This is a genomic window from Pseudarthrobacter humi (assembly GCF_024294965.1).
GTDB lineage: Bacteria > Actinomycetota > Actinomycetes > Actinomycetales > Micrococcaceae > Arthrobacter > Arthrobacter humi.
The window spans coordinates 33,899-58,453 of sequence record NZ_JANCLV010000011.1 but is presented as its reverse complement, the minus strand read 5'-3'; the positions used below and the strand labels follow the sequence as shown (position 1 = coordinate 58,453).

The window sequence follows — 24,555 nt, the reverse complement described above, 5'->3', positions numbered from 1 at the left end:
ACCCCAGTGACAACTGCAACCCTTTCCCTCTCCGAGCTCACGGCCGCCGCCACAGGGGCCGCCGCCATCGCGGCTGCCGCGTCCGACGCCGAGCGCGCGGGCTGGCTGACCGCCGTCGCCGACGCGTTGGACGCCAACGTGGCAGAACTGGTGGAGATCGCCGATTCGGAGACCAGCCTCGGCACCGTCCGGCTGACCGGCGAGGTGGCCCGCACCTCCGGCCAGCTGCGGCTGTTCGCACGCGTGATCACCGAAGGCTCCTACCTTGAAGCCGTGATTGACCACGCGGACCCGTCCGCCACGCCGCCGAAACCGGACCTGCGCCGCATCCTGCGTCCCATCGGCCCGGTGGCAGTCTTTTCGGCCTCCAACTTCCCGTTCGCGTTCTCGGTGGCCGGCGGCGACACCGCTTCGGCCCTGGCCGTGGGCTCCTCGGTGATCGTCAAGGCCCACTCGGGCCACCTGAAGCTGTCCGAGCGGACGGCCGAAGTGGTCACCGAGGCTCTGCGTTCGGTCGGAGCGCCGGAGGGGCTGTTCGCACTCGTGGCAGGCCGCGAGGTGGGTACCGCGTTGGTGCAGGATCCCGCCATCAAGGCCGTGGGCTTCACCGGGTCCATTCCCGGCGGCCGGGCGCTGTTTGACCTCGCGGTTTCGCGGCCCGATCCCATCCCGTTCTACGGCGAGCTGGGCAGCCTGAACCCGGTGGTCATCACCGCGGCCGCGCTGGCCGAACGTTCCGGCCAGCTCGCGGCGGGACTTGCGGCATCATTCACCATGGGCGCCGGCCAGTTCTGCACCAAGCCCGGCCTGGTCTTCATCCCGGCGGGCACAGGATTCGCCGCGGAACTGGCTGAGGCCAGCAAGGACAAGCCGACGGCGGCCATGCTCACCACCCGGATCTCCGACGCGTACCCGGAGGGCCTGCGCAACGTGGCTGCGCTGCCCGACGTGACCATCGTCAGCGGTTCGGCGGACCAGGACGCCACCCTCGACGGCGCAGCCCCTGTGGTGTTCTCCACTTCTGCCGCCAATGTCCTGGAGCGCCCTGACGAGCTGCTGGAGGAGTGCTTCGGCCCCACCACGATGCTGATCGAATTCTCTGGCCAGGAAGAGCTCTCCGCGGTCCTGGCCAAAGTTCCCGGCAGCCTGACCGCCACCGTCCACGCCCAGCCGGGCGAGGACATCGGGGACCTCGTGGAGCAGCTGTCCGGCCTTGCCGGGCGGGTCCTGTTCGACGGCTGGCCCACCGGCGTCGCCGTGAACTGGGCGCAGCAGCACGGCGGCCCGTACCCGGCCACCACGTCCCTGTTCACCTCGGTAGGCGCGACGGCGGTCCGCCGCTTCCAGCGTCCTGTCGCCTACCAGGATGCTCCCGAAACGGTGCTGCACCCGGCACTGCGCGAAAGCAACCCGCTGGGCATCCCGCGCCGCGTGGACGGTGAGCTCCGCCTCCCCTAGAAACGCTCTCACACTTCCTGTGGGTTTAGCCGAAACGCTCTCTCAGTTGTTGCCGGGACTACGGCTACAACTGAGAGAACGTTCTGCGTTTTGCTGCAGGACGTGAGAGAGCGTTTCGCTTATAGCTGCAGCGTGACCGGGGCGTTTGAGGCCGTTGACGGTAGCAGCGGGCCAGCGGTCATCCACGGTCAGGACCTTTATGCCGGACTCGGTGAGCTGGACGGTGTCCTCGATCTTAACGCCGGGTCCCGCCGGGTTCCAGGTGAACGGCTGGTTGAGCACCACGGTGTCGCCGGCACCCACAATGTCGGCAGTGGCCACCTGCGGGGCGGGGACGTGCACGTGTGGTCATGACTGTCCTGACAGGGCAGTCTGCCGTGCGGTGCCCGCGACGCCGGCTGCCGGCGTCGGGATGGTTAGGAGCTGCGGCGAGGCGGCAGCGTGCGCCACTGTCAGAGTTACGGGCGAGTTCACGATGGGGAGAGGGACCGCCATGATCCCCTGGCGGCCGGAGATTTCAAGCACGCCAGCGTCAATGATGAACCGCAGCTCGGATCCCTCATCGGCAGGGAAGAAGGCGTCGGTGAAGTCGGGATTCCCGTCGGCCGTGACTTCGACGCCGTCCCCATCGTGACGGAGGATTGCCAGGGGCCCCTCCAGGGTGGCCAGGCTGATGGCGGTCCCGGCAGTGACGGTGACGTGCAGGTCCGCGCCGCCGTCCAGCACTGTTTCAAAGACGCTGCCGCTGACCTGTTCCAGCTGCCCCGGCTGTGTGTACTTCGCGAGGTCGGCGTGCGGCGCGGCAACCAGGGTGTCGCCGTCGAGGGTTAGCGTGTGCGGGACGCTCAGCGCGCTGGCCCACTGTCCCTCCGGGCTGATGATGCCCCGGACCCAGAAGATAAGCGACGGCGAGCCATCCTTGTCCCTGAAGAACGAAGGGGCGTAGTAGCTCTTGCCGAAGCTGAGCTGTCCCCAGGAGCGCGCAGTGAATTTGCCCTCCGCGTAGCTGCCCACGCCGTAGGCCACGTAGTGCAGGACGTCGTCTTCCCAGATGGACGTGACCAGGACATGGGAGCCGTCGATCTCAAACAGCTGCGGGCATTCCCACATCGTGCCGGTCCAGACGGGATCCGTTTCCGTGCCGGTCCGCTGCGCGGCGATGCCGTCCAGGCTCCACTGGGCAAGGTCCGGGGAGCTGTAGGAAACCGCGGCTGCGGTTCCGCCCTCCAGCCCGGCGCCAACGAACATCCGCCACTGCCCGCCGTCGCGGAAAACAAACGGGTCCCGGTAGGCCACAACGCCCAGGTCCGGCGCGGTCATCAGCTTCCCGCCCTTGGTCCACGAATCCCAGGAATCGCTATCCGGGGTGGCGGACCGGACGGTGCCGATGCCGAGGTCCGGTTCGGTGACCGAGGTGTAGAACATGGTGGCGGCACCATCAGTGCCGGTGACGATGGAACCCGACCAGACGCCGTCGTCCCCGTCCCCGGGTGCGACGGCCACTCCCTGCTCCGTCCAGGCAATCATGTCCGGGGAGGTGGCGTGGCCCCAGTGGCAGTTGGAGGCCCACGTGGTGCGGCCCGGGACGTACTGGTAGAAGAGGTGGTACTGGCCATCTTTCCAGGTGACGCCCAGGGGATCGTTGATCCATCCTTCGGCGGCGGTGAAGTGGAAGGCCGGGCGTGGTTCCTGCGCGTTCATGATGATCCTTCGGTGCTGTAGGGGACTAGTTGGCCAGGACGCTGTTGGCAGCCAGGAACCGCTGGCGGACCTCCCGGGCCTGCTCGGCGTTGGCCTTTTCCCACTGGTCGATTTCGGCCCGGCGTTCGTTCCGGACTGCATCCCGCGTTTCGGTGAACTGCTTCATCCGTTCGGCGGAGGCGTCGCGGGCGGCCTGCTGGGCCGGAGTCAATTCCGGCAGTGGGCGCTCTTCCACCTGGTCGCGGGGCCGAAGCGGCAGGCGATCCTCCACAGCGTCGATGTCCAGCACGGGGGAGGGGAGGGTCTGGTACCAGTAGGCGGTGGAGGACCAGTCATCGGAGAGGTGGTTGGCGTGGCCGTGTTCGAAGGTGACTTTGATGCGTTTCTGGAACCTGATGGGATCGGTCATGTGGAAGCGGTAGCTGTGGTGGAAGCCGGGCACGTTTTCTTCGTGGACCATGGTGCCGTTCATCAGGAAGGCGTTGTGCTGCATGCCCCAGGCGTGGCCGAAGTAGTCCTCCATACCGGTGCCGTGCAGGCTGGGCGGCCAGGTGTCGTCGTCGATGAAGATCATGTCATCGCCCTCGCCCCACCAGGAGCCCTGGAAGTGGCGCACGGCCAGGTTGCAGCCCACGTAGTGGCCTTGGCCCTCTGTCTCCAGGACCACGTAGTTGTCCTCGCCGGAGAGGTTGGGGATGGCCACCTCGATGCTGTTGGTCTGCAGGTCCGGGCCCCAGCCGGCGTTGGGCTTCTGCCGGCGCCAGTGGGCGTGGAAGTACGCGGTGTCCTCCGCGAGCGGCTCGGTGTAGAGCTCGTAGTCGATGTAGAAGTACTGCAGGTAGGGGATGTCGTTCTGGTTTTCGACGGTGATGCGAGCCCGGGAGTTGAAGGGCATCTCGAAGTAGCTGTTGAACGCCGCGCTGCCGCCGAAGGTGTTCAGTTCCCCTTCCTTGGCGGAGACGGAGAGCGGCAGCGAATCGTAGGAGCCGGACAGCGAGTTCAGCAGGCCGAAGAAGTCGCCCAGGGGTGCGATCACGCTGGGGGTTTCCTGGTCATCCCAGTACATCCTGATGACGATCTTGCGGTAGTAGTCCGGGTCCACCACTTCCCAGCTGACGCCCAGGGCGTTGTGGATTTCGAGCATCGGCACGCCCACCAGTTCCGGGGAGATCTGGCCGGGGCCCGGCTGGATCCGGCAGGACTGGGTCATCCAGATGTGCGTGATGGAGCCCGGGCCCTCGATGTCCGCCAGGACGCGTTCCTCGCCGGGCATAACGATCCAGTTGTCCCGGTTCTTGCCGGTCTGGTCCCAGCTGGAGGAGCGGGCCGTGCGGGCGGTGGAGAGCTTGGTCAGGCTTGAGAGCAGGCCTGAGCGGGGCGATGTAGCCATGGTGGTTGTACCTTTCGAAAAGAGTTGTTGGTTAGCCCTTGACGGCTGACTGGGTGAGGCTGGCGATGATCCACCGCTGGGCCACCAGGAAAACGATGAGTGCCGGTGCGATGGCGATGGTGGTGGCTGCCATCACCTGGGCGACGTTGCCGGCGCCGTACGGGCCGAGCATAAGGACCAGGCCCAGCGGGAGGGTGGCAGTGTCCGTGCTGTTGAGGAAGATCGACGGTGCGAAGTAGGCGTTCCAGCTGCCCAGGAACGTGATGACACCCAGGGTGCTCACGGCGTTCTTGGCCAGCGGCAGCGCGATCAGGCGGTAGGTCTGCCAGGCGGTGGCACCGTCCATCCGGGCGGCGTCGATGATCTCCTGCGGCAGGCCCAGGAAGAACTGCCGCAGCAGGAAGACGCCCAGTGCTCCGGTGATGCCGGGCAGGATCAGGCTGAGCGGGTTGTCCAGCAGGCCGAAGGTCCGCATCAGCAGGAACAGCGGAATGATGGTCACCTGGGCCGGCACCATCAGCGAGGACAGCAGGCCCACGAAGATGGAGTTGCGCCCCGGAAACTCGATCTTCGCGAACGCGTAGCCGGCCATGGGAGCGGTGATGATCATGCCGATGCTCACCGCGATGGCGATGACGGCACTGTTGAACATGTTCCGCAGGATAGGGACCGGTCCGCTGACCGCGTCCGCGTAGTTGGACCAGTCCCATTCGGTGGGCAGCCACTGCGGCGGCAGGTCATAGGCCTGGCTGGCGTCCCGGAGCGAGGTGGTGAACATCCACAGGAACGGGGCCACCATCCCGATGGCGCCGAGGACCAGCAGCGCCACGGAAATGCTCTTCCCGACGCCGGGGCGGGGCTGCCGTCGTACGTTTTTTCCGGAACCCCGTTTTCCGGAACGTGAGCGGGACGAAAGGACTGCGGCGTTACTCATTGTTCACCCACGACTTCCTGAGACGGAACTGAACCATGGTCACCAGCATGATGATGAGGAACAGCGTTACTGCGATGGCGGAGGCGTAGCCCATGTCGAACTTGTTGAAGGCAACTTCGGCGATGTACATCACCACGCTGCGGCTGGCATCGCCCGGGCCGCCCCTGGTGAGCACGATGATCGATTCGTAAATCTGGAACGCGCCGATGATGGTGATGGTGATGTTGAAGAACGTTGCCTGGCTGATCATCGGCAGGGTGATGCGGCGGAAGATCTGCCACTCGTTAGCGCCGTCCATCCGGGCCGCCTCCACCATGTCCTTGGGGACTTCCTGCAGGGCTGCCACGTAGATCAGCATGGCGAACCCCACGTTCCGCCAGGTGTCCACGATGATCACCGACACCTTGGAGAACTCGGAGCTGTTGAGCCAGTCGATCCGCTCCCCGCCCAGCGCGGTGAGGTAGTAGTTCAGGATGCCCGTGTCCTTCTGGAAGAGCGCCTGCCAGATGATGGACACGTACACCAGTGCCACCAGGTAGGGAAAGAAGTACGCGGAGCGGAAAACGTACGTCAGAGCCCGCGGGAGCCGCTGGTTGATGAGTACGGCGAACAGGAGAGCGAACGCGTTGATCAGTACGACGGCGGCGCCCACGTAGAGGACCGTGTTGCCATAGGTGGTGGCCAGACGTTCGTCCCGGAACATCCGGACGTAGTTGTCGAACCCGACGAACTTTGGTGCGGTGAGGATGTTGTACTTGGTCAGGCTCAGATACAGGGCGGCCACCAGAGGGCCGAGGACGAAAACAAGGAAGCCGATCACGGTGGGGGCGGTGAACAGGTAACCGGTGAGGGCTTCCCGACGGGCGGCGGTCTGGCGCCCGGGCCGCCCCCCGCGCCCCGAAAGGGGCGCGGGCGGCAAAGCGGTCTTAGGGGCAGTTAAGGTCACTGCTGCAACGCCTCCTCAACATCCTTTTGGGCCTTCTCCAGGGACGAGTTGATGTCCTGGCCGGACATGATCTCGTCCATGGCCCGCATGAACGCCGGATCCAGCACGTTGTACGCGCCAGGGGCCGCTACCGGCTTGGCGTAGGACAGGGAGTTGTAGAACTCCTCGGCGTGCTTGGGGGAGGACAGGAACTCCGGTGAGGAAGCGGCAGTCTTCGTGGAAGGAACGGCGGAGCCGGCGTCGGCCCATTGCTTCTGCGTCTTCTGGTCGGTGAGCATCTTGATGAACTCCCAGGACAGCTCCTGGTTCTTGGAGCCCTTGGAGACAGCGAACGCGCCGGCGCCGAAAACGGTGGACTTCGTGGTTCCCGTCGGCCAGGGGAGGATGTCATAGTCGGCGAAGCCGGCCTTCTCGAAACCACCGGTGACGAAGTGTCCGGCCCCGGTCATGGCTGCCTTGCCGGCGGGGAACAGCTGGTAGGGGTCCGAACCCTTGGGCTGCGGCGCAACCCCGTGCTTGGTGACAAGGTCCCGCACCCAGCCAACTGTCTCCTGAAGTTTCGGATCGGTCAGCTGGGCAGTTTTCAGGTCCTCGCTCATCATGGACGTGCCGTTGGAGTACAGCCAGGGTGTGATGCCGAAAGAGTAGTGCGGCATGGCGAACCCATAGACTTTGTCCGCCCCCGAACCGGTGGTCAGCTTCTTGGAGATCTCCAGGAATTCGTCCCAGGTCCAGTCATCGCTTGGCCGTTCGATGCCGGCCGCCTCAAACATCTTGGTGTTGTAGTAGATGACCATGGTGTTGAACGTGTTGGGCATCAGGTACGTGGAGCCGTCCTTGCTGAATCCCTTGAGCAGCTTCGGATCGATGTCCGCACGCAGGGTCTTGGCCTCGGGGTCGTTTTCGAGGAAGCCGTCCAAGGGCGCGAACAGTTCGTTTGTCAGGCCCAACTCCACGCCCTCGGTGGCGATATTGATGACGTCCGGAGCCTGCCCGGCGGCGGCCTGCGTCACGAGCTTATTGACGTATTCCGTCCACGTTGTGATGGGGGTGAAGTTGTTCTTCACCGTCACGTTCGGGTACTTCTCCTTGAAACGCTCGGCGACGCTGTCGTACACCGCCTTATCTCCCGGGTCACCCCAGTTCGAGACGGAGATGGTGGCCGTGATGTCCTTAGCCGGGGCAGCGTAGGGGCCGTCTGCTGCCGGTGTTGACGTCTCCGTGGCGCTTCCGCATGCCGTCATGGCCAGCAGGGCAGCGGTTGCCGCCGCTGCGATGGTGGTACGTACTGTATTTCTCATGTGATGCTCCTTTGCATGCTGCGCCCGGGATAGGTGCGCTGTTGGGATGCGATGTCGGATGTGGGTTTGTCTGTTTGTGGGGCTGGTGGTGCCTGTTGGGCTGTTGTGCAGTCATTCGGTGGAGCGGCGGAATTCGATCTGGGACTCGAGCCGAAGGATCCTGGCGGGAGCGTCAGGGGTTTCGAGGCGCCGCAGGAGCAGGCTCACGGCGCTCTCGCCCAGTTGGAAAGCCGGTTGGCGGACGGTGGTGATCTGGGGTTGGAACAGGTCCGAGTACGTGAAACCGTCGAACGTGGCGAACGCCATGGTTCCCGGCACGCGCAACCCTTCATGCTGCACAGCCCGCAGCGCGCCTGCCGCCAGCAGCGTGCTGCAGGCGAGGATCGCCGTCGGACGTTCCCCGTTCTCCAACGAAGCGCGGAGCACCGCCTGGACACCGTCAAAGGTGTCCGCGGCAGTCACCGTGCCCTCGCACAGCAGGGCTGCCGGCACGTCGAGGCCGCGCTCCTGCATGGCGGCGCGGAAGCCGTCATAGCGCTCGCGGAGCGACGAGACCCGCAGGTCGCCGGAAACCAGCATGATCCGTTCGTGTCCGCGCCTGGTGAGGTGTTCAACCAGGGCCGCCATGGCGGACTGGTTGTTGACGCCCACCTGGTCCACGTCCAGGTCCGTGAGGCGGTCCAGGAGAACGAGGGGCTTCTTCTCCTCGCGGATCCGCTGCAGCAGCCCTGCGCTTGAACCGGCTGCCCGCGCGATGATCAGGCCATCCACGCGGCGGTCCAGCAGGGCCTCCACGGCTGCGCGTTCCCGGGCGGGATCTTCCGCCGAGTTGGCCAGCAGCAGGGACAGGCCGTGCTGCGCCGCGGCTTCCTCCACCCCGTGCACCATGTCCGCGAAGGCCGGTTCGCCGGCATCCGAGACCACCAGGCCGATGGAGTCGGTCCTGGCGCGGCGCATGGAGCGGGCCAAAACGTCGCGCCGGTAACCGGTGGCTTTCACAGCGCTCATGACGCGCTCTTTGGTCTCCGGTTCAACGTGCCTGGTGTCGTTGAGGACGTGCGACACAGTGGACGTCGAAACGCCTGCAAGTGATGCGACATCGACGATGGTTGCCACTGCGACTCCTTCTAGCGAAACGATTGCGCGAACGTTTCGATAGTAGAGACAAACGTTTCGATGTGCAATGGGTCACAGGGAAGATTCTTAAACTGGCCGCTGAAGCAGAAGCGCGAACGCACAGCTTGACGCCCGAATGTGGGGCCTGAACTGTCCGTTCGCGCTGGGGATGGGCGGTTTAGGAGCCGGAGCCCGGTCCTGCGCCGGTAGAGGCGCGGTACTCGATGGTGGGTGCCAGCCGGACAACGGAGGGTTCCACGGACTTGTCGGCGATCCTCTTGGTCAGCAGCTCTGCCGCAGTGGCGCCCACCTGGAAGGCTGGCTGCCGGACAGTGGTGAGCTGCGGCTCGAACAAGTCTGCGTAGGCGAAGCCGTCAAAGGCTGCGAAGGCGATGTCTTCTGGCATCCGCAGGCCGCGCTTCTGGATGTGGCGGAGGGCCGCGGCAGCCAGGACGGTGCTGCAGGCGATAACGGCAGTTGGCAGTTTGGTGCCTGACAGCGCTGCTGCGATCCCGGCGTCGGTTTCTTCAGGTTCCGCGGCGAGGACTGTCAGCCGGTCCGCTTCCGGTACACCCGCCGTCGTCATGGCTTCCTGGAAGGCTTCATGCCGTTCGCGCAGGGTGGCAACCCTGGTGTCGCCGGCAATCAGCAGAATCCGCTGGTGGCCCTGCGCTACCAGGTGTTCCACGAGTTCCATGATGGGCCCGCGGTTCTCGACTCCCACTTGGTCAAAAGGGTCTTCGGACAGCCGGTCCATCAGCACCAGCGGGGTGTCCTGGTTGGCGAACTCGGCCAGGGCATTCGGGCCGGAGCCGGCGGCGCGGGCGAGGATCAGGCCGTCCACCCGGCGCTCGAGGAGGGCCTGGACGGCCCGGGCCTCGCGCTGCGGGTCTTCGGCGGAATTGGCGAGGAGCAAGGTGATGCCCTGGCTGGCGGCCGTTTGCTCCACGCCCCGGATCATCTCGGCGAAAGCCGGCTCACCGCCGTCGGACACAATGAGGCCGATGCTGTCCGTCCTGGAGCGACGCATGGCACGGGCCAGGGCGTCCTGCCGATAGGACGTTTCTTCGATGGCTTTCAGGACGCGCTGCCGGGTGTCATCGTTCACGTGCCGGGTCCCGTTGAGGACGTGGGACACGGTGGAGATGGACACTCCGGCAAGCTTGGCCACTTTTACCATCGTCGTCATCGGCGCCGCCCTTGGGGAATCGTTTACGCGAACGTTTCGCGTAACCTCCGCCAGTTTACAGACGGGCCGGGGACGGACGGCGCAAGGCCCCGTCCTTCCTGGTGGAAAGGATGAACGGGGCCTCTGGGCTGGAAGATGTTGCTTTGCGTCACCACATCGTCGTTGCAGGTCAGGCCGTCAGCCGTCGAGAGGCCCATCCCCGGCAGATCCGGATAGATCCGCCTGCATCGCGTGTCGGGAACGATGGCCTCGATCGCCGCCTCGATCTCGCGATGATCAACACCGGCGCCGTGCAACGCAACGAGCGGCACACCGACGCCATGCTCGACGTAATGGACCAGGACTTCGTTGATCCGGCACTTCATACCGACACCCTAATCCATGCCGACGACGCGAACCGCGCGAGGAATGGCCTGTTGAGGATCCCTTTCGTGCAATCGAGCTGCCGCGAGGATGCTGGTCGCGAGCTCAGCCGGCGGTGTCTATCCGATCACGCGCGCAACTCACAACGGCGGACAAATCGAGCCCGTAGGTCGGCCCGTCGCCTGAACCGTACTCCTCGAGTCGGGCCGCACCGCGCTCGAAGAGCCGGAGCGCGCCAACGCTGTTCCCCCGGGCGGCGTGGGTGAGCCCGACGCAGATCTGGGCGAGACCCTGCCAAAGGTTGCGTTCTTGGGCCGGCCCAGCTTTCCATCGGGCCTCAAGTACCTCATGCGCGGCGAAGGGCCGGCCCGCGTCCACCAAGCTCCGGGCCGAGACCAACGTTTCCACCGGCGGCAGCGGCTCCTCGGAGACCGGTTCCACGCCAGCGCTTCCGTACGGCAGCGGCCGTCCAAGAGCGTCACGTGGCCGGGCCTGCCGCGGGCGCCTTGAAGCATCGCGATCCCTGTCGCCGGTCATTGCAGTTTCCGCTCTGAGAGTCCGTGGACCTTGCTAACCTTCATCTGCCCAATGCTACGGCTCGGCCCTTCGGATATCCGTTGTCAGATTTTCTTCAGTTCCTGGGCGAGCATTACGAGGATTCCGCTGGGTCCGCGGAGGTACGTGAGTTTGTAGACGTCACCGTAGGTCGCGACGCCGCGTAGCGGTGTACATCCGTGCTTCGCAGCGATCTCAAGGGCTACGTCGATGTCGTCAACCGAGAAGGCCACGCGGTGCATGCCGATGTCGTTGGGCCGGGTTGGGTTCGTCTCGATCGCTTCGGGGTGGATGTATTCGAAGAGTTCCAGTTGACCCTGACCATCCGGGGTTTGTAGCATCGCGATTTTCGCGTGGTTGCCATCAAGCCCGACGGCAGTGTCGGCCCACTCGCCGCTGACGGTGTCACGGCCGACGACAGCGAGCCCGAGGTCGGTGAAAAAGGCGATGGTTGCTTCGAGGTCGCGAACGGCGATACCGACGTTCTCAAGTTTGATGGCCATGCGTTGAAGCTACCAAGGCGGACCGAATAGCTCCAGTGGCGAGCCGGGACTCGACTGAACAAGGTCCCGGACGAATGCCCCGAGCCGGTGGGCTTACGGAACGATGAAGACGCTCAGCCGCCGAAACGTCAATGAGCGAGGCGGTCTTGCTTGCCCTGCATCCTGTCGCCACACTGAAACCATGCAATGGTCTCCGGATCCTGATGCCCTGCGAGGCCGAGTTGCAGTTGTCGCAGGAGCGACCCGAGGCGCTGGACGCGGCATAGCCGCTGCTCTGGGTGAAGCCGGGGCGACGGTAATCTGCACTGGACGCAGCAGTGCGGCCGGCAGAAGCAGGTCGGACTATGACCGGCCCGAGACCATTGAGGAGACAGCCGATCTGGTCACACAGCTTGGCGGCGCCGGGGTCGCCATCCAGGTCGATCATCTCGACTCCGGAGAGGTCCGAAGCTTGGCCCAGCGGATCCGAACTGAATATGGCGGTCTCGATGTGCTGGTCAACGACATCTGGGGTGCTGAGGTCCTGAAAGGTGGCCCAGCCGAGTGGAACACCCCTATCTGGGAGCACGACCTGGACAAAGGGCTGCGCATCCTGCGACTAGGCATTGACACTCATCTGATCACGTCGCACCACTTGCTTCCGCTGCTAATCACCAAGCGTGGGGGTCTTCTCATTGAGGTCACCGATGGGACTACTAAATTCAACGCCACTGAGTACCGGATTTCGGTGTTCTACGACCTGGCCAAGGTCGCGGTCAATCGGTTGGCCTTTTCGCAAGGCCACGAACTGGAACCGTACGGAGTCACGGCGATCGCCATCACGCCTGGATGGCTGCGGTCGGAGATGATGCTCGATCGCTTCGGAGTCACCGAATCCAACTGGCGGGACGCTTTGGACCCCGGCCCGGTGGGCGGATACCCAGACGCCCCCGCAGGCTTCGCTTTCTCGGAGTCACCCCGCTATGTCGGTCGGGCCGTAGCTGCGCTGGCAGCGGACCCTGACCGCGCGAAATGGAATCAGCAGTCGGTCAGCTCCGCTCAACTTGCCAGAGAGTATGGATTCACCGACATAGATGGTTTGCAGCCCGATGGCTGGAGCGCGCACTAACTACGGCGACGTCAACGTCGGGCCCGGGCCGCGTTGTGGGGCGTCGCGCGGCATCAAACCACTCCGGCCCACCGGCTTCCGCTGGGAGCCCGATGGATTTCCCTGGAACGTGCGTGCAGGTCAGCAGCCGGAATGCGCCGGACTTCACGAGCCTGGACACTGACGTCACGGGCCTCCGGCGGCGTGGCCCGCCTCTCCGTCGGGGAAACATCGGCAATCAGTCCCATGCCGGCGTACTCGCGCACGGCGGCGATCCCGGCAACAGCCGCAGTCTTGTTGTCAAAGGCCTTGGACACTGCCATCACGGTGCCATCCGGCGCGGTCAGACGGAACCTGAAATACGACTCCGCGTCAATGAACAGTTCGAACATTCCGGCCATGGCAAATCCTCCCGGTCTGCGGGCTCTGCCCCGCGGCGTCGTTGCCACGGAGCAGAAACGGACGCGCCGTTGCGTCCCCTTCCCGCTGGTCTTGTCCTGCAATCCAAATGATGAGTTCATCGCGTGTTCAATGAGTCTCGCGCAAGACAGCCTGTGCCACAAGACCCCCGTTCTATCACCGACTCTGGAGAAGCCCTGGGACGACCGCCCCGGGGTTTCCCCATGCCGTCCAACGGCGGGGGCCTACAACTGCAGCGTCAGCGGCCGCTTGAGGCCGTTCACGCTAGCAGCGGGCCAGCGGTCATCCACGGTCAGGACCTTCATACCGGACCCGGTGAGCTGGACCGTGTCCTCGATCTTCACTCCGGGTCCCGACGGGTTCCAGGTGAAGGGCTGGTTCAGGACCACGGTGTCGGTGGCTGCTGCGGTGACGCGCGGATCCCGTCCGGCATAGCCTGCCGGTCCGCCCTGGTGGTGCTGCTCCCACTGCTCCGCACCGAAACCGTGACGGGTGTAGGCTGCCTTGATCTCGCCGAAGACGCGGTCCAGCCGGGCGCCGGGAACCGTGGCGTCGAAGATGTCCGCCTCCACGGCCGCGATCCGTGCCTCGGCGTCGAGCTCTGCGGGGGTCCCGGCGTCGAACCTTATCCATCGGGTGATGTTCGCGACCAGGCCGTCCCGGCGGGCGCACACCACAGCCATCGCGCGGCGGCCCAGGGGTGCATGGGTGGCCAGCGGGTGGCGGAAGTCGCTCCGGGAGCTGCCGTTGCACAGGAGTACCAGCGGCTCCGCGCCCGCTCCAACCACGCGGGCGGCCAGGGCAGATACCAGTTCGAATTCCGTGCTGTCAGGCCGGGCGGTGGACAGCACATCGGTCATGATGCCGGCCAGTTCCGCGCTGAGATGGGCGTAGCGGGCGGACTCGCCGGGCAGCAGTTGCTGCCGGGCAGCCCTCAGCTCGGTGGCCACCGAGGCCTCTGCCAGCGGGGCGCCGGCACCCTCTGCGGAAGAACGTCCGACGGCGGCGGCGGCCTCGTGCAGGTTCCCGTACCAGGGCACGGTGTGGAGGGCGACCCCGGCGGGGAGCTCCTCGGCCGCAATCCGGCCGGCCTCGTTGTTGAACGTCACCAGGTGGTCGCCGTCCCGGTCCACCAGCAGCGCGGCGATGGGGTCGCCGGCCAGGCTGATGTGGACGCGGCTGCCGTCCAGGTACCAGGCCAGCGCCGTGTGCGTGGTCAGCAGCAACGAGTCCTGCCCCTTGGCATCCAGAATGTCCAGGACCCGGCGCCGCTTGATGGCACGGTCCGCGGTAGAGGCGGGCGGCGTGCGGCGGACCTGGCCTGCAAAGGTCGCGGCGTCAGTCAGCTGCGGCGGCGGCGTAGCGGCGGTGGTGGTCTGGCTCATGAGTTGTCCCCCTGTGTGTTGATCAATGTCTCGATGTCTTCCGTACCCAAAATCCCGTCGGCGATGAATACGGTCACGCTGCGGCGAACCGTGCTGCCGGGTTCGGCGAAGACCGGTGCATCCCAGGCCAGCGACTGGCCAACTCCCGGATACCCGTCCACGCGGACGAACCACGGGTCCGTTGAATCTGCGGCGGCAACGAACACGAGGGTGGCCGCGCCGCTCGGGTGAGTGCCGCCGTCGAACGTTCCCGTGAACCCGCCCGACCACGCGAGCCACGGCGTAACACTCCCGTGCACGGCGGACTCACCCGCGCCTGAAGGCGTCCAGACGCGCGCCCCGGAACATTCCGGAAGCCGCCAGAAGAACCCGCCGTAGCCGCCGCCAACGCGGCCGTTGGAACCCGGGCTGCCCAGGCTCACGGGCTGGTTGGCGGCGGGGGACAGTGCAAAGTCCAGGGTGAGGCGCCAGGCGGAAGGCCCGACGGCGGCCCACGTCCAGGTGCGCTGTTCGGTCAGGATGGGAGCGCCGTCGGGGCCGTTCCAGGCGAAGTTCTCGGTCAGCTCGCCCTCGGCGGCGGACGGTTCGCCGGGAGACGGTCCGCCAGCCCGGACGATGCTGCCGTGGTCCGGGCGCCAGACGTACGCGCCGGCGGCCCGGGTGTAGGTGCGCCCGCCCCAGAAGTTGACGCCGTCCACATCCTGGAGGGCCACCCCCACGCCCAGATGCCACACGTGGTCCAGCGGCTGGTGGTCCGTCACAACGGTCCCGGCCAGGGTGCGGACGGGGTGCAGGTACGGGCGGGGAGAGGACACGGCGCGGATGCGGCTGCCGTCCTGATAGTCCGCCACGGGATGCCCGGCGAGGTCGAAGGTCCGGACCGGCGGCAGGCTGCGGGCCCAGGGGACGCCGAGCTCGGCGAAGGTGGCCTGCGCCTTGGTGGCGCGTTCGATCAGCGCGGCAATGCCGTGGACCACGGGGTGGGCATCATCGCCGTCGCCCTCCCAGCTGACATGGCCGGCGTCGATTTCCCGGGGCGCGGGTGCGGTACGGATGGCTTCCAGGACACACATGAATGCGCCGGCATCCGGCAGCGCGCTGAGAAGGGGGGTGCCGTGCAGGGGGGTGCCCCCTGCACGGGCAGCGATCAGGTTCTCCAGCAGATCGGTCCGGCCGAACGTCTCCCGGCGCTCGCCGTCCGCCGTGGTGGTGACGAGTTCGTCGTCGGTATAGAAGAACGTCATCTCCCCCCGCGTCCCATGGACCGTGACGGAGGGCCGCTGCTGTTCGGGGGCGCACAGCGTGAGCGCGCACAACAGGGTCTGTCCGGCCACCGTGCGGACGCGGATCACCGAGGTGTCATCGCTCTGGGTGTCGTTGGCGCGATAGAGATCCGTTTCCACGGAGGCGACGTCGGCCACCGTGCGGGCGCCGGCCATGTTCAGTGCGGTCGCCACGGCGTGCGCCAAGGCGTTGGTGGCCACGCCGTCCACCACGTCGATGCCGTCCAGGCTGCGCTTTCCGGCCCAACGGGAACGCTTGAAGTAGCTCCTGGTCCGGAGCCACATGCCGGTGGCGCTGAGACCCAGCACGTCCCCGATGCCGCCGGATTCCATAGTGTTCCGGATTTCCGGCAGGGCCAGCGATCCCAGGCTCTGGAACCCCACCTGCACGAGCCTGCCGCTGGACTCGGCGGCGGCCAGCACGTCCTGGAACTGGGCCATGGATGCCACCGGCGGCTTCTCCACGTATACGTCGGCACCGGCGGCCAACGCCGCCAGGGCCAGGGGAGCGTGCGTCTGGATGGGGGTGGCCAGGATGACCACATCCGGGACCGGCCCGGTCGCCAGCAGCTCGTCCAGGGTGTTGAAGACTGCCACGGACGCGGCCAGCGTGCCCGTTTCCGGGGGATTGGGGTCCGCCACTGCCACCAGGCGCAGGGCCCCGGCTTCCTCGAGTCTGGCGAGGTTGGCCAGGTGCGATTCGCCGAAGCCGTGCACACCCACCAGGGCGACGCGCGGGACAACTGCCGGGGCTTCACCTGCCGTTGCAGGGGTAGCGGATGCCGCGGGGGCGGATTGTTGAATCATCTGGGGTCCTCGGTGGCTAGGGGGTTGCTAGGGGCGAAAGGCTGTGGGCGGGCGGGTCCCGGTGCGCCCAGGGTCCTGAACAGGTAGCTGATGGCTTCATTCTGCATCTCGACCGTGAAGGCGTGCCCGCCTGGCCAGAAACTCCCGGTGTAGCTTTCCGGCCCGTGCAGGGACTCAAGGATCCGGTGGGCGTCCCGCATCCCTTCTTCCGGGAACAGTTCATCGGCCAGCGCGTACTGCACCAGTAGGCCGTCGGCGCCGGACCGTCCGGTCAGTTCCGGCCAGTCGCCCAGCTTCCAGAGCCCCGGGGTCTGGAGCAGCCAGGAATGGGCATCCAGGTAGGCGGGCAGCAGCGACCGGAAAGTGGTCATCATGCACGTCACCACGTAGTTCCGGATCCGCGGGCTGAGGACCGCCAGGGCCAGGGCCCGGCCGCCGCCGCCGGAGAAACCGATGCAGCCCAGCCTCTCCGCGTCCACTCCCGGAAGGCCGGCAAGGATTTCCAGGGCGGCCAGGTCATCGTGGGCCACCATCCCCGCCAGGCTGGTGCCCAGCAGGCCCGCGGCCTTCGCCACGGTGTCTTCATGGAGTCCCGCGGCGGCGTTGTACAGTTCGGCGTCGGAAGGTACGACGCCGGCCTCCCGCCATTGCGACTTCCTCGCCACCAGCGCGGATTCCGTCCGCCACGGCGGGGTGGACAGGTCGAAGCGCCGGCTGCCCCACGCGAAGGCGTCGTGGGCCAGGACGGCGAAGCCCTGGCGGGCGACATCTGTGGCCAGTGCGCGCCCTTCATAGTGCCCGGCGCGGGCTTCCGCCGCGGAGGGGTGGGGCTCGGCAAGCATGACCAGCCGGTCCGCTCCGCCGAACTTGTTTCCGCCGTGGCAGTGCAGGGCCAGCACGCCGGGCAGCGGCCCGGAACTCCCGGCCGGCCGCATCAGCCACCCCGTGGTGCGGGGGCCGAAGCCCAACTGCCAGCTGAGCTGGGAGGTGGTGACGCCGTCGTACGTTCCCTCCCCGTGGACGGTGACGTCCGCCGGGACAACAACTGCCGGAACGCCCAGGGCGTCCGAAAGGTCCTGCGCGGCCGGTGTGGCGGCCTGGTAGCGCGGCCGGTCACGGACGTAGGCAGGCCAGTTCTCGTAGCCTGCAATGGCGCTGGGCCGGACCGGCCGGGAATCCTTGCTCACTGACCTGCCTGTTGTTCGGGTGGACGGGAGGGTTGAAGGCGCGGCGGATCGGGACGGATGTTGAACTGTGGGTAAAGTGATCCGGTGGCAGAAAACGCTTTCTCAAAAACTAACAAAGGGCTATACAGGAGTCAAGAAACCGTTTACTTTGGTACGGAGCCGCTTTCAACGTCCCGCGTGACGGAGGCCGGATCCGGACAGCTGAACGCCAAGTGAGTCCGCCGCCGGAGACGGTGCAAACATGGATCGCCCAGTGCGATCAACCCAGACGTGGAGGGCCACGATGACCAAAGGAGGCCACATGGCCGCTAGACACATACCCAGGACGCCGTGCCCGGCAGGAATGCCGGCTGCAGCGGGTCTGCTGCGTGAAACGGAGTTGCCGCAATGAGTGCCATCAGCGAACTGAGCACCCTCAAGCGCCGCAAAGGCCCCATGACGGCAGCGGAGAAAAAAGCCAACGGCCGGGATAACAAGGCCGCCTACATCTTCCTGTTGCCGTGGCTGGTGGGCCTGGTTGCCATCACCGTCGGCCCGATGCTGATGTCCCTGTACCTGTCCTTCACCGATTACAACCTGCTCCAGCCGCCGGAATGGGTGGGGCTGGACAACTTCATCCGCATGTTCGCCGACGCCCGGCTGCACAACTCGCTGGGCGTGACGTTCACCTACGTCTTTGTGGGCGTCCCGCTGCAGCTCGGTGTTGCGCTGCTGATCGCGCTGGTGCTGGACAAGGGCCTGCGCGGGCTGCCGTTCTACCGTTCGGTCTTCTACCTACCGTCCCTGCTGGGCGGTTCCGTGGCTGTTGCCATCCTGTGGAAGCAGATCTTCGGCACCACCGGCCTGGTCAACCAGGCCCTGGCGATGTTTGGCATCCAGGGCCCGGGCTGGATTTCCGATCCGAGCACCGCGCTGGGCTCCATCGTCCTGCTGCACGTGTGGACGTTCGGCGCCCCCATGATCATCTTCCTGGCCGGCCTCCGCCAGATTCCGGTGATGTACTACGAGGCGGCAAAGGTGGACGGCGCCAGTACACTCCAGCAGTTCTGGCGGATCACGCTGCCCATGCTCAGCCCCATCATCTTCTTCAACCTGGTGCTCCAGATCATTGGATCCTTCCAGTCCTTCACGCAGGCGTTCATCGTTTCCGGCGGCAATGGCGGCCCGTCGGACTCCACGATGTTCTTCACGCTGTACCTGTACCAGAAGGGCTTTGGCCAGTTCGATATGGGTTACGCCTCCGCAATGGCGTGGTTCCTGCTGGTCATCATCGGTGTGTTCACCGCCATCAACTTCATCGCTGCAAAGTATTGGGTTTTCTATGACGACTAAGCTTGAGACGCTGCCCGCCCCGGACAAAAAGACCGCCGGCGCCGGTAAGCCAACGAATCACCGCAAGCCCGCGAAACGCCGCGAATCCCGCGGCACGCTCGCCTTCAGCAGGGCTGCCCGCACCAGGGCCTTGATCAAGCATGGCATCCTGATCCTCGCCGGCGGCCTCATGATCTACCCGCTGCTGTGGATGGTTGTGTCCTCGCTCCGGGCCAACGAGCTGATCTTCCGCGAGCCTGGCCTGTGGCTCAACAGCCTGGAGATGAGCAACTACACGGACGGCTGGTCCGCGCTGACGCACCCGTTCGGGCACTACATGCTCAACTCGGCCATCGTGGTGATCGGCTCCATCCTGGGAAACCTGATCTCCTGTTCCATGGCGGCGTACGCGTTCGCGCGGCTGCAGTTCACGGGCAAGAAGCTGTTCTTCGGCATCATGCTGCTGACCATCATGCTCCCGTTCCACGTGGTGATCGTGCCGCAGTACATCCTGTTCTCGCAGATCGGCTGGGTCAACACGTTCTGGCCGCTGATTGTGCCCAAACTGCTGGCCACCGACGCGTTCTTCGTGTTCCTGATGGTCCAGTTCATCCGCGGCATCCCGAAGGACCTGGATGAGGCCGCACGGATCGACGGCGCCGGCCACCCGCGCATCTTCCTGCGGGTCATCCTGCCCCTGATGGTGCCGGCCCTGGCCACCACTACCATCTTCACCTTCATCTGGACGTGGAACGACTTCTTCGGGGCACTCATCTACCTGACGGATCCGGACATGTTCACCGTTCCGGTCGCGCTGCGCGCCTTCGTGGATTCGCAGTCCGCCACCAGCTGGGGATCGCTGTTCGCGATGTCCATCGTGTCCCTCCTGCCGGTGTTCCTGGTGTTCCTCTTCGGCCAGCGGTTCCTGATCAAGGGCATCGCCACCACCGGCATCAAGTAGATCCAGCGAACACCTTGCTCCGGCCAATGGCCCGTCCCTTGAGGACGGGTCATTTGGCGTATCCCGCCGTGCTGGGTCGCGTGGATGATCCGCCGAGGCCAAGGCAAGAAAAACATCTTGTAATACAAGTCATGTACTTGTAGTATGAGAGTTAAGAAAACGCTTTCTCGTTTACTTTCCCCCTAGCCGGATCAATGAAGATCGGAGTACCCAGTGGCGCTTTTTCACCGCACTGAGTCAGATGCCAAAAACCGTACGGCAGAGTTGCCATCCACCGGCGCACCCCGCCGTTTCCGCAAGACGGGCGTGGTTGCCGCGGCAGCCGCCGTCGTGCTTGCCCTGAGTGCCTGCGGCGGAGGAGCCACCCCGCAGAGCGACGGCGGGCCCGTTGAGCTGCGCTTCTCCTGGTGGGGCAGCGACAAGCGCGCCCAGCTGACGCAGGCGGCCATCGCGGCGTTCGAGGCCGAGAACCCCAATATCAAGATCAAGCCGGAGTACGGCGACTGGAGCGGTTACTGGGACAAGCTGGCCACCCAGGTTGCCGCCAACGACGCCCCGGACATCATCCAGATGGACGAAAAATACATCACTGAGTACTCAACCCGCGGTGCGCTGCTGGACCTCTCCAAGTATGAGGTCGACACGTCAAAGCTGGACAAAGCAGCCCTCAACGCTGGCAAAAGCGAAGACGGCCTGACCGGCATCGCCGCCGGCATCAACGCGGCCACCATCATGGCCAACCCCGCTGTCTTCAAGGCTGCAGGCGTTGAACTTCCCGACGACAAGACCTGGACCTGGGAAGACTTCGGCCGCATCTCCGCCGAACTCACCGAGAAGTCCCCGAAGGGTACATACGGCTCTGCCGCCTACGGGACGGACGAGGCCTCGCTGGGAGTCTGGCTCCGGCAGAACGGCAAATCCCTGTACACGTCGGACGGCAAACTGGGATTCGAGCCCTCCGACGTCGCCGACTGGTGGGCTTTCCTGAAGGAGCTCAGCGAGAAGAAGGCTGTGCCGTCTGCATCGGAAGTTGTGGAAGCTGAGGCCGCAGCGCTGGACCAGAGTGGCCTGGCCACGGGCAAGAACGGGCTCGCCTTCTGGTGGTCCAACCAGCTGCCGGCGCTGGAGAAGGCTGCCGGAACCGACCTGCAGATCCTGCGGTTCCCGTCCACTACCGGCAAGGCTGCCGACGCCAAGCTCTGGTACAAGGCATCCCAGTTCTGGTCGGCTTCATCGCGCACCAAGCACCCCGTGGAAACGGCCAAGTTCATCAACTTCCTGGCCAACAACACCAAGGCAGGCGAGGCCCTGCTTGCCGACCGCGGCGTCTACCCGAACTCCGACGTCCGCGCCGCCATCGAGCCAAAGCTGACCCCCGCCGATATCAAGGTGGTCAAGTTCATCGACCAGATCAAGGGCGAGCTCGGCGAGGCTCCGGCCCCGCCGCCGAAGGGCGCCGGCGCCATCCAGGAAATCGTCAAGCGGTACACCTCCGAGGTCCTCTTCAACCGCCTGTCTACCGACGAGGCCGGCAAGAAGGCCGTGGACGAGATGAAGTCCGCCATCAGCTAAGTCCCGCGCCGCCGTCGGCCCTTGCGGGTGCAGCTTCTGAAGGAAGCTTCAGCAGGAAGCGTACGACGGCGAGTGGTCACCACAGTCCCGGCTGGAACCTTTGGTTCCGGCCGGGACTGTGGTGTTTAAGGTCTGTGTCCTGGGTCCGGCTTCCCCGGCAGCCATGAGTCCTAGACGGGTGCCGGTCCTCATGGTCCACTGGGAGCACTTCAATTCATGGGGGAGAACATGAAGGCATCCGCTTGGACCGCCGCGGCGGCAGCACTACTGATATTGACCGGTTGCGCAGATGATGTGCCCAGCGGGCATCCGACCCCGAACACAATGGAAGTTAGTCCGCCCAGTGCCGTCCCCACTCTCGCTCCGACTTCATCCGCCCAGGCCTCAGGGGCGCCGGTTCAAGCGATCACCATCCCGCTGGGCAAGCAAAGGCAGACTGGTGTCGAGGCAAGGCTGCCGATCAACGGCTACTCCGGACCTCCGGGTTCGGAAATTACCTACGACGCATCAGGGTCCGTGGGTGTTGTTGTTAAGTACGAATGGGACGTGGACGGCGACGGAAGCTACGACCGGACCACCACTGATCCTGTCCTCAAACACAGGTACAACGCAGCGTTCGAAGGAGTCATAATTCTGCGGGTGACAGGGATCGCCGGAGGCACCGACACGTTGGAGACTCCTGTTCGCATCAGCACTACACCCCGGTATCAGCGGCTGGCCGCGCCCTTGAACGTACAGGTGGAGGTTCTCTCCACCGTCGGCGGGATCAGTGAAGTCAAAGTCAGCTGGGAGTCCAACGACCCCGCAGTCGACAGATGGGGAGTGACCCTCGACGGCTTCCCGGCAGGCGTCGTTGACGGATCGACCCGCTCCGTCAACGTTACAGAGGTGCACCGCGAGGAAGATGTCCTGGTTGAGGTCCTGGGCCTCACAGCCGACGGTGCCCTGGGGGAACGGGCGGGCACCACCTTGCCTGCGGGCGGGTAGAAGGCACGTCAAAACCCTCCCAGGTCCGAAACATATCGCGGATCTGGGAGGGTTTTGTGCGTTTGTTAGGACGAGAAAGCCACCTCCAGGGTGAGTGCACCGGGGTGGGGGATTCGCAGGAGGTGCTGCCGGCGGTCGCCATCTTCGAAGATGGTACGGGCGGTGTCCGTCAGGGTCACGTTTTCTCTGGCGCCCCACTTCAGCTTCATTTTGACGCCGCTGCGCGTGAGACACAGCCCCGTCGCCGCGGACGCTGAGTTCTGCCCCCACGTCGGGGACCCACTGCCACTGCCCAACCATTCCAGTGCATCGCCGTGTTGAAGCAGCAGCGGGATCTGCTCGGTGCCGGCCGACGGGGCCGTGACCGTGCGGGTGAAGCCGGTGTCGCCCACGTCGGTGACTGTCTTAATCCCCGTCGCGGAGGACGCGGTGATGCTAAAATCGCCCGTCACCGCGGCGAGCCCAGTGATGGCGACCGGCGATCCGCCGGAGGCAAACGCCGCGGTCAGCGTCGCACGTGCCTCATCGACCCCGTCACCGAGAATCGTGCCCCAGAAATCATCGTCAACAGCGGCATTGTTAAACCCCACGATGGTCGTACCCATTGTCGGGTGCCACAGCAGCTGCGAACCATTACGCACCCTCGTCGACGCGCGTTGCCCAAACAGCGAGGCGAGGTAGTAGCGCGGGCGCCGGACAAACACAAACTGCATCCCCAGCACCCCTGTCCGCGCCTCCGTGAACCGTGACGACGCAATCGTGGGCAGGGCGGCAAGCGCCGCTGAACGGTCGGCTGCACTCGCCAGCGGCGCGTTCGCGGTAACGTGCATCCACAGCCGAGGAGATGTGTTCTGCTTCGCCCGCCCCACAATCGGATCGGTCGACGCAGCCCACTGGGCACGCGCCGTATTGACGGTGCTGACGCTGGGACGATACGCAGCAAACCCTGGCACAGCCGGGAGAAGCTCCCCGGTGAAAGCCGTGCGGTCCCGCGCGTCGCTGAAAGCGTCCGTGATCGGAACGCTGCCACCCGTGCGCGCGGATGCCGAACCCATGCCGATATATCCGGATCCATCGGGCTCACGGACGGTGACCAGACTGAGTATCCCGAGCCACCGTTCAGCCATATCGAGCAGCCGTTGGTCGCCGGTGACCCGATAAAGGTCGGCCATATCGGGTACCTGGACCTCATGGCTGTACGCCAGGTCAAGCCCGGTTGGTTCATAAAACCACCCCCCGGACGCTTGTGCGCGGGCGGAGAAAACACCGATGCCCGTATCCACCGCCGCCATCAGCGCACTGTCGCCAAGAGCCTCGGCGGCATGAGCGCAGCCTACGAGCCCCGCGATGGTCTGATTGGCAAACCGGATGATGGTGGTTGGTGTGCCCCACGTGGTCGAATTGCTCAGATCGAGGAACCAGGACGCGGCCAGGCGCAGAGCATCCTCCATCTGTGTTCGTCGAGCCGGGAGCACGGATGCGGCCTCCAGCTGCCGATACGCCTCCGTGAGCGACACCAGACCAAAGCCTGTCGCTGCCCTGCTGTGTTCGACGGCCGAATACTCGGGCCAGGACCCGTCGCTGTGCTGGAGATCGAGATAAAACCCGATCGCCGCATCGAGTCGGGCAAGCAGTGCGGGGTCACCGGCGTAGGGGTTCCAACTGCGCGCATTCGCATAGAACCAGGAGAGCGTGGCAACGTGCTCCTGAACACGCGCGTTGAAGGGCTACGAAGGTGTGCGCCACCATCCGCCCGACATCCATCCGTGCATCGGACCGCCATCGGTGACGATGTCGTTGGCCATGGCCGCCACGATCACGAGGTAGTCGGCCAGCACCTGTTCCACGGGATCAAAGGCGGTTCGATCCGAAGGGGTGGCGAGTTCCTGCACTAAGGGCAATGCGCCACCGGACGTGGTGGCCGCCGCGGGCGACAGTCGCCCGGGAGGCGAAAGAGTGAGGACCGATGCGGCGGCAAATCCGCCGATGATCAACCCCCTCCGTGTCAGAATGGGCTGGATTGCACCGGGCACCTGGTCAGACGTCGTCATCGACGGTCCTCTCTTTTTTTTGAACGCAGCGCCGGATGGCGCGGCGAA

General features: G+C 65.4%; 23 protein-coding genes. 6 read left to right on the top strand and 17 right to left on the bottom strand.

Annotation, left to right across the window (positions count from 1 at the left end; all coding sequences use genetic code 11):
- The first annotated feature begins 6 nt into the window (after positions 1-6).
- Entirely contained in the window at positions 7-1,458 is a 1,452-nt protein-coding gene (locus tag NFC73_RS15205; RefSeq protein ID WP_254751505.1) for an aldehyde dehydrogenase (NADP(+)), read from the top strand.
- Between the two features lie 42 nt (positions 1,459-1,500).
- On the opposite strand, the gene NFC73_RS21050 is transcribed toward NFC73_RS15205, so the two are convergent.
- The 11 genes from NFC73_RS21050 to NFC73_RS15150 form a co-directional block, all read right to left on the bottom strand.
- Entirely contained in the window at positions 1,501-1,800 is a 300-nt protein-coding gene (locus NFC73_RS21050; RefSeq protein WP_372494673.1) for a hypothetical protein, read from the bottom strand.
- A gap of 6 nt (positions 1,801-1,806) precedes the next feature.
- Entirely contained in the window at positions 1,807-3,159 is a 1,353-nt protein-coding gene (locus NFC73_RS15195; protein WP_254751503.1) for a glycoside hydrolase family 32 protein, read from the bottom strand.
- 25 nt (positions 3,160-3,184) lie between these two features.
- Complete coding sequence (locus NFC73_RS15190) at positions 3,185-4,549, bottom strand: glycoside hydrolase family 172 protein (protein WP_254751502.1); 1,365 nt, start codon at positions 4,547-4,549, stop codon at positions 3,185-3,187.
- Positions 4,550-4,580: 31 nt separating this feature from the next.
- Entirely contained in the window at positions 4,581-5,483 is a 903-nt protein-coding gene (locus tag NFC73_RS15185; RefSeq protein WP_254751501.1) for a carbohydrate ABC transporter permease, read from the bottom strand.
- Positions 5,476-6,429, bottom strand: a complete 954-nt coding sequence (locus NFC73_RS15180; RefSeq protein ID WP_254751500.1) for a carbohydrate ABC transporter permease — start codon at positions 6,427-6,429, stop codon at positions 5,476-5,478. The genes NFC73_RS15185 and NFC73_RS15180 overlap by 8 nt, the downstream gene beginning before the upstream one ends.
- Complete coding sequence (locus NFC73_RS15175; RefSeq protein WP_254751499.1) at positions 6,426-7,730, bottom strand: ABC transporter substrate-binding protein; 1,305 nt, start codon at positions 7,728-7,730, stop codon at positions 6,426-6,428. Before NFC73_RS15175 ends, NFC73_RS15180 begins: the two co-directional genes overlap by 4 nt.
- Before the next feature lie 111 nt (positions 7,731-7,841).
- Positions 7,842-8,846, bottom strand: a complete 1,005-nt coding sequence (locus NFC73_RS15170) for a LacI family DNA-binding transcriptional regulator (RefSeq protein WP_254751498.1) — start codon at positions 8,844-8,846, stop codon at positions 7,842-7,844.
- A 178-nt stretch (positions 8,847-9,024) separates the two neighbouring features.
- Positions 9,025-10,035, bottom strand: a complete 1,011-nt coding sequence (locus tag NFC73_RS15165) for a LacI family DNA-binding transcriptional regulator (protein ID WP_254751497.1) — start codon at positions 10,033-10,035, stop codon at positions 9,025-9,027.
- A 23-nt stretch (positions 10,036-10,058) separates the two neighbouring features.
- Positions 10,059-10,400 (bottom strand): alpha/beta fold hydrolase, encoded by a 342-nt coding sequence (locus NFC73_RS15160; protein WP_254751495.1) that lies wholly within the window; start codon positions 10,398-10,400, stop codon positions 10,059-10,061.
- A gap of 103 nt (positions 10,401-10,503) precedes the next feature.
- Positions 10,504-10,935, bottom strand: coding sequence for a DUF309 domain-containing protein (locus NFC73_RS15155; RefSeq protein ID WP_254751494.1), 432 nt, complete (start codon positions 10,933-10,935; stop codon positions 10,504-10,506).
- 83 nt (positions 10,936-11,018) lie between these two features.
- Positions 11,019-11,456, bottom strand: coding sequence for a VOC family protein (locus tag NFC73_RS15150; RefSeq protein ID WP_254751493.1), 438 nt, complete (start codon positions 11,454-11,456; stop codon positions 11,019-11,021).
- A 103-nt stretch (positions 11,457-11,559) separates the two neighbouring features.
- Here NFC73_RS15150 and NFC73_RS15145 point away from each other — a divergent pair, with 103 nt between their 5' ends.
- Complete coding sequence (locus tag NFC73_RS15145; protein ID WP_254751492.1) at positions 11,560-12,564, top strand: SDR family oxidoreductase; 1,005 nt, start codon at positions 11,560-11,562, stop codon at positions 12,562-12,564.
- A gap of 53 nt (positions 12,565-12,617) precedes the next feature.
- Here the strand turns inward: NFC73_RS15145 and NFC73_RS15140 are convergent, their stop codons facing one another.
- The 4 genes from NFC73_RS15140 to NFC73_RS15125 all read right to left on the bottom strand — a co-directional run bounded on the left by NFC73_RS15140 (position 12,618) and on the right by NFC73_RS15125 (position 17,625).
- Positions 12,618-12,944, bottom strand: coding sequence for a YegP family protein (locus tag NFC73_RS15140; RefSeq protein WP_254751490.1), 327 nt, complete (start codon positions 12,942-12,944; stop codon positions 12,618-12,620).
- A gap of 243 nt (positions 12,945-13,187) precedes the next feature.
- Positions 13,188-14,348, bottom strand: coding sequence for a M24 family metallopeptidase (locus NFC73_RS15135; RefSeq protein WP_254751488.1), 1,161 nt, complete (start codon positions 14,346-14,348; stop codon positions 13,188-13,190).
- Entirely contained in the window at positions 14,345-16,438 is a 2,094-nt protein-coding gene (locus NFC73_RS15130) for a DUF6807 family protein (protein ID WP_254751486.1), read from the bottom strand. The genes NFC73_RS15135 and NFC73_RS15130 overlap by 4 nt, the downstream gene beginning before the upstream one ends.
- Positions 16,435-17,625, bottom strand: coding sequence for an acetylxylan esterase (locus NFC73_RS15125; protein ID WP_254751484.1), 1,191 nt, complete (start codon positions 17,623-17,625; stop codon positions 16,435-16,437). The genes NFC73_RS15130 and NFC73_RS15125 overlap by 4 nt, the downstream gene beginning before the upstream one ends.
- 387 nt (positions 17,626-18,012) lie before the next feature.
- Between NFC73_RS15125 and NFC73_RS15120 the strand changes: the two genes are divergently transcribed.
- The 4 genes from NFC73_RS15120 (at position 18,013) to NFC73_RS15105 (ending at position 22,456) form a co-directional block, all read left to right on the top strand.
- The gene (locus tag NFC73_RS15120; protein WP_056346294.1) at positions 18,013-18,957 is read left to right on the top strand and encodes a carbohydrate ABC transporter permease; all 945 of its coding nucleotides are present in this window, start codon (positions 18,013-18,015) and stop codon (positions 18,955-18,957) included.
- On the top strand, positions 18,947-19,897 hold the full coding sequence (locus NFC73_RS15115) for a carbohydrate ABC transporter permease (protein WP_254751482.1): 951 nt from the start codon (positions 18,947-18,949) through the stop codon (positions 19,895-19,897). Before NFC73_RS15120 ends, NFC73_RS15115 begins: the two co-directional genes overlap by 11 nt.
- A gap of 264 nt (positions 19,898-20,161) precedes the next feature.
- On the top strand, positions 20,162-21,469 hold the full coding sequence (locus NFC73_RS15110; protein WP_254751600.1) for an ABC transporter substrate-binding protein: 1,308 nt from the start codon (positions 20,162-20,164) through the stop codon (positions 21,467-21,469).
- A gap of 324 nt (positions 21,470-21,793) precedes the next feature.
- Entirely contained in the window at positions 21,794-22,456 is a 663-nt protein-coding gene (locus NFC73_RS15105) for a hypothetical protein (protein ID WP_254751480.1), read from the top strand.
- Positions 22,457-22,521: 65 nt separating this feature from the next.
- Here the strand turns inward: NFC73_RS15105 and NFC73_RS15100 are convergent, their stop codons facing one another.
- Positions 22,522-23,973, bottom strand: a complete 1,452-nt coding sequence (locus NFC73_RS15100; RefSeq protein ID WP_254751478.1) for a hypothetical protein — start codon at positions 23,971-23,973, stop codon at positions 22,522-22,524.
- Positions 23,974-24,183: 210 nt separating this feature from the next.
- Complete coding sequence (locus NFC73_RS15095; RefSeq protein ID WP_254751476.1) at positions 24,184-24,507, bottom strand: hypothetical protein; 324 nt, start codon at positions 24,505-24,507, stop codon at positions 24,184-24,186.
- Positions 24,508-24,555: the final 48 nt, after the last annotated feature.